Annotated in this window: 5 protein-coding genes; 2 read left to right on the plus strand and 3 right to left on the minus strand. The window is 60.5% G+C overall.

The annotated features are described in order from the left end of the window. A partial coding sequence (locus EOA36_RS30025; protein WP_127280578.1) for a hypothetical protein occupies window positions 1–601 on the minus strand: 601 nt, incomplete at its 3' end. 114 nt (window positions 602–715) lie between these two features. Between EOA36_RS30025 and EOA36_RS30030 the strand changes: the two genes are divergently transcribed. Together EOA36_RS30030 and EOA36_RS30035 are read left to right on the plus strand one after the other, a co-directional pair. Then, a complete protein-coding gene (locus EOA36_RS30030; RefSeq protein WP_127280579.1) occupies window positions 716–1,051 on the plus strand; it encodes a hypothetical protein in 336 nt (111 codons plus the stop codon). Window positions 1,052–1,070: 19 nt separating this feature from the next. Beyond that, window positions 1,071–1,598, plus strand: coding sequence for a gamma carbonic anhydrase family protein (locus tag EOA36_RS30035; protein WP_127280580.1), 528 nt, complete (start codon window positions 1,071–1,073; stop codon window positions 1,596–1,598). 5 nt (window positions 1,599–1,603) lie between these two features. Here the strand turns inward: EOA36_RS30035 and EOA36_RS30040 are convergent, their stop codons facing one another. Both EOA36_RS30040 and EOA36_RS30045 read right to left on the minus strand, forming a co-directional pair. Further along, window positions 1,604–2,503, minus strand: coding sequence for a phosphotransferase (locus tag EOA36_RS30040; protein ID WP_127280581.1), 900 nt, complete (start codon window positions 2,501–2,503; stop codon window positions 1,604–1,606). 69 nt (window positions 2,504–2,572) lie between these two features. After that, a complete protein-coding gene (locus EOA36_RS30045) occupies window positions 2,573–3,145 on the minus strand; it encodes an ankyrin repeat domain-containing protein (protein ID WP_127280582.1) in 573 nt (190 codons plus the stop codon). Window positions 3,146–3,852 lie beyond the last annotated feature (707 nt).

Below are 3,852 nucleotides of genomic sequence, written 5' to 3' on the forward strand. Positions count from 1 at the left end.
CGCAAGGAGCCAGCGATTCGCTGGCGCTTGGTCCGCTGAGGCAGCGGGCCACGAAGGGGTCCTTGCCGCCGCGCTTGCCGACGACGAGCACCTCGTTCAGGTAGCCTGATTTCTCATTGAACGCATAGACCGTCGTGCCGCCAGGCCCTGGAATGCCGGGCTGGACGATCAACGCGCTGTAGATCGGCCCGAACCGGCCACTCATGTCGCGCGACATCATCCGCTGCTCGAAGGACAGGAAGATGATGTTCCTGTTGGCTCCGGCGTGATTGAAATCATCGCGCGACGCCTCGCTGTAGCCGTCCATCTGGGGATAGCGCAGGTAAAGGTCGAGGCGCGAGGCGATCCCGTCGCGCCGGGCCGGCTCGAACCTGATGAAATTGGCCGGCACGGTGATGATGTTGTTGCCGATCACGACCGCGCGCACGGTCGCGTCGTCAGTGTATCCGGCCATGGCAATGGAACGGCCGAACCATTTACCGCCAAGGCTGATGGCTATCGACAGCAACGCCAGAGCCGCGAACGCGTAGAACACCCGCTTCATCAGCTTGGAATCGACCACTGTGAGTTCCGGGCCGTCGGCGATCGCTGCCTGCTTCATCTCAGTCCTCGCCCATCACCGTCCGGGTGCCCCGCGGCGGCACACATCGCACGGCACGGCTCTTGCAGCCTTCTTGAAACGACTGTGCGATTTCATGGTAAATGGAGGGTTAATATGGCCCAGATGGAACTCTTGCTGTTCGCTTTTGTCGTCGGGCTGACCGTTTGCGGCCTGACGGGCTCGACAATGGAGTTGGTGTCGGGTCGCAAGGTCGCCTTCGCCGAACCTTATGTGTCGCCCTCGCATGTGCTGCGCTCGCTAGCTGCCACCGCCGGCGCCGGGCCGTTCATGCTGGTCAACGAAGCTCTCGATGCGCGGCGCCAGGATCGCATTTCGACAGTGGCGCTCCTGTCATGTGGCTGCACCGCTATTGCCTGGTCGCTGGCCCTGGGCATCGTCGTGCTCGCCATTGCTTCCTGGGCGGTCCGTCTCCTAGGGTTTCCAGCCTGAGACGAATCGGAGACCGACAATGCCGCTTTATGCGATCGATGGAACGGAGCCCCGCTTCGCCGACGCGGACTCGAACTGGATCGCGCCCGACGCCACGCTGATTGGCGACGTCAGGATCGGCCGCAATGCCGGCTTCTGGTTCGGCGTCGTCATCAGGGGTGACAACGAGCCCATCGTCATCGGCGCCGACACCAATGTGCAGGAACACACCGTCATGCACACCGATCCCGGCTTTCCGCTGACCATCGGCGAAGGATGCACCATCGGCCACCGCGCCATGCTGCATGGCTGCACGATTGGTGACAACAGCCTGATCGGCATGGGCGCAATCGTGCTGAACGGCGCCAGGATCGGCAGGAATTCACTGGTCGGCGCCGGCGCGCTGGTCACCGAAGGCAAGGAATTTCCCGACAATTCGCTGATCGTCGGCTCGCCCGCCAAGGCGATCAGGGTGCTGGACGACGCGGCGGTCGCCAGGCTGCGCGCCTCGGCCGCGCACTACGTCGCCAATGGCAAACGCTTCAAGGCGGGATTGAAGAAGCTCTGAGCCTCTCAACGGGTGGCGATGCTTTCACATCGCGCTAGTGCCCACCCCGCTTCCGCGTCGTTGCCGTCGACGGCAGCTTCGTAAAGCACATCGATGCCGATGCGGAGCTGATAGCAAAGCAGTCGTCGCTGGTGGTAAAGCCGGTCGGGTTGGTGCGTTTCGAAGAAGCGCGCCTGCTGTTCCATGCAGTCGAGCCATGGCCGCCAGAACAGGATGTTGGCGACATCGTAGAGCGGGTCGCCGAACAGCGCTTCAGACCAGTCGATCACCCCGGTGATGCGGCCGTCGTCGGCGAGAACATTGTTCGAACCGAAATCGCCATGCACCAGTTTGCGGATTTCAGGGCAGAGCACGGCCAAAGCGCGTATCCGCCCAAGAATGGCGCGGATGCGCGCCATGTCGGCACGCGTGACTGCCTTGGCCCAGTCACGGCAATCGTCGTCGCCGGAAAGCAGGAAATCGCGCCAGCTGCGAAAGCTGCCGGAACCGGATGCATCGAAAGGTCCAAAGCCTTTGGTTCCGGCCGTGTCGGCCCCTGCCATCGTGTCCAGGATCTTCGATACTGGTTCGAGGACGGCAGGTAGATCGACAGGAGCCATATCCTCCAGGGTGATGCCGGCAACCCTTCGTGAGACGCAGCACCAGATGTGGTCGGAAAAAGCCTCTATCGTCAGGATCTCGGGAACAGGCAGGTCAGCGCTCGCGAAGCGTTGGAACAGGAAACGGTCTTTTTCGAATCCGGCATCTGAGCGATTGATGCGGATGATGTAAGGATTGCCTTCGCTGGCGAAAGCAAAGGCCTGCGACTCCTCGCCTTCGGACGCTTGCTGAAAGTCGGAAATTCCGGCGAAGCGTTGTGCGAGGCGGTCCAGGATCTGTGAGGGGGCGACGGTCGGCTTGATCATGGCCGTACCTCTTAGCGGTCTTCGCGCATTTCCGGGACCGGTTTCTCGCATCGCGTCAATGCCTCGCGCTCAACCATTGTTCATTGGTCCGTTAGGGCCGCGCTTGGCCATCGCATCGCGCAGCAATGAAGCCCCGGCTTCAAAGCCTGCACTGTCGGCTTCCTCAAGGGCCGTCGTGTAATGATCGATACGGGTTTCGAGCGTCGGGTCCGCGCCGGCGGCGAGAAGCAGGCGGATCGCCTCGACGCTGCGGATGGCCACCGCATAGTGAAGCGGCGTCCAGTCGTTCACGCCCCGCATGTTGGGGTCGGCGCCGTGATCGACCAGGATGCGGATGATGTCGAGCTTGTCCGCGCGTGCGGTGGACAGCGCCGCGATGATCGGTGGAAATCCGGCATGATCTTCGTAGTTCGGGCTCGTACCGGCCTCGATCAGCGTTGCGACGAAGGCGAGAGGGCTCCAGTAGATCGCGTATTCCAGCGGATGGCCAAGACCGAGTTCGAACGGCATGCGCTCGTCGAACCAGCGGGGCGAACCGCCCAGGGCCTTGCCAAGTTCATCGAAGTCACCGGCCTTGAAGGCGTCGTCGATCGCCTTGGATAGACGATGGCGCTCGCATCGATCTTCCGGGATTTCCAACATCGATGTGATCCAGAGGTAGCCTTGATCGCTAGTATTGCAGTGATCGAGGCCCCAGGGAAAGCCGGGTCTCAGCAAATGGGCTGGCTTTCACGGCCGTTCGAAGGGCTGTCTAATATGGGTCATCTAGCAAGCGGTGATACTCAATTGGGTGCCATTTCCTGGCCAGTATTCTCTTTCGGACGTGTTGCTGGTAGGCGGCAGGCGACAATACATTTCGCATCCTGTGCCGGGTTTGGTTGCAAAATTTGCAGGCAGCGACGAGGTTTTCGGGTCTATCTTTGCCGCCATCCATCTTGGGGCTCAGATGTTCCGCAGTGCAGAGGAAGCGACTAAGCAACCTAACAGAAAGTTGGCGAGCATCAGATGGCCGAGAAGGATCTCCGTTCCACATTGGGAACCCGCAGTAGAAGCATCGCCAATTTTGCTTCTCGGCGTGCGCGATTCTGAATTTTGGTAGTCTGTTTGAGCGGTTCATCTTGCACATCCATTTGCTCCATAGTCATGAAGCTTTTGCTTCATCGGCATGAAGCGGATGTGCAGCAATCGTTCAGCGACTGCCCCTCATTTGGAAGGGATGTCCCTCGCACGAGACAGCACCCAACAGAGCGCTACTCCGCAGTATCTCGGTGGTAGATGGCGATCATAAGACCAGCACCAATACAGCAACCACTAATGGTTCCCAGACGGATTATCGTACGTCTCCACTA

Source organism: Mesorhizobium sp. M8A.F.Ca.ET.021.01.1.1 (assembly GCF_003998025.1).
GTDB lineage: Bacteria > Pseudomonadota > Alphaproteobacteria > Rhizobiales > Rhizobiaceae > Mesorhizobium.

Bases quoted from the DNA above. Each gene is read 5' to 3' on its own strand.
- EOA36_RS30040 (WP_127280581.1), bottom strand. From the start codon at position 2,503: ATGATCAAGCCGACCGTCGCCCCCTCACAGATCCTGGACCGCCTCGCA.
- EOA36_RS30035 (WP_127280580.1), top strand. From the start codon at position 1,071: ATGCCGCTTTATGCGATCGATGGAACGGAGCCCCGCTTCGCCGACGCG.
- EOA36_RS30030 (WP_127280579.1), top strand. From the start codon at position 716: ATGGCCCAGATGGAACTCTTGCTGTTCGCTTTTGTCGTCGGGCTGACC.
- EOA36_RS30045 (WP_127280582.1), bottom strand. From the start codon at position 3,145: ATGTTGGAAATCCCGGAAGATCGATGCGAGCGCCATCGTCTATCCAAG.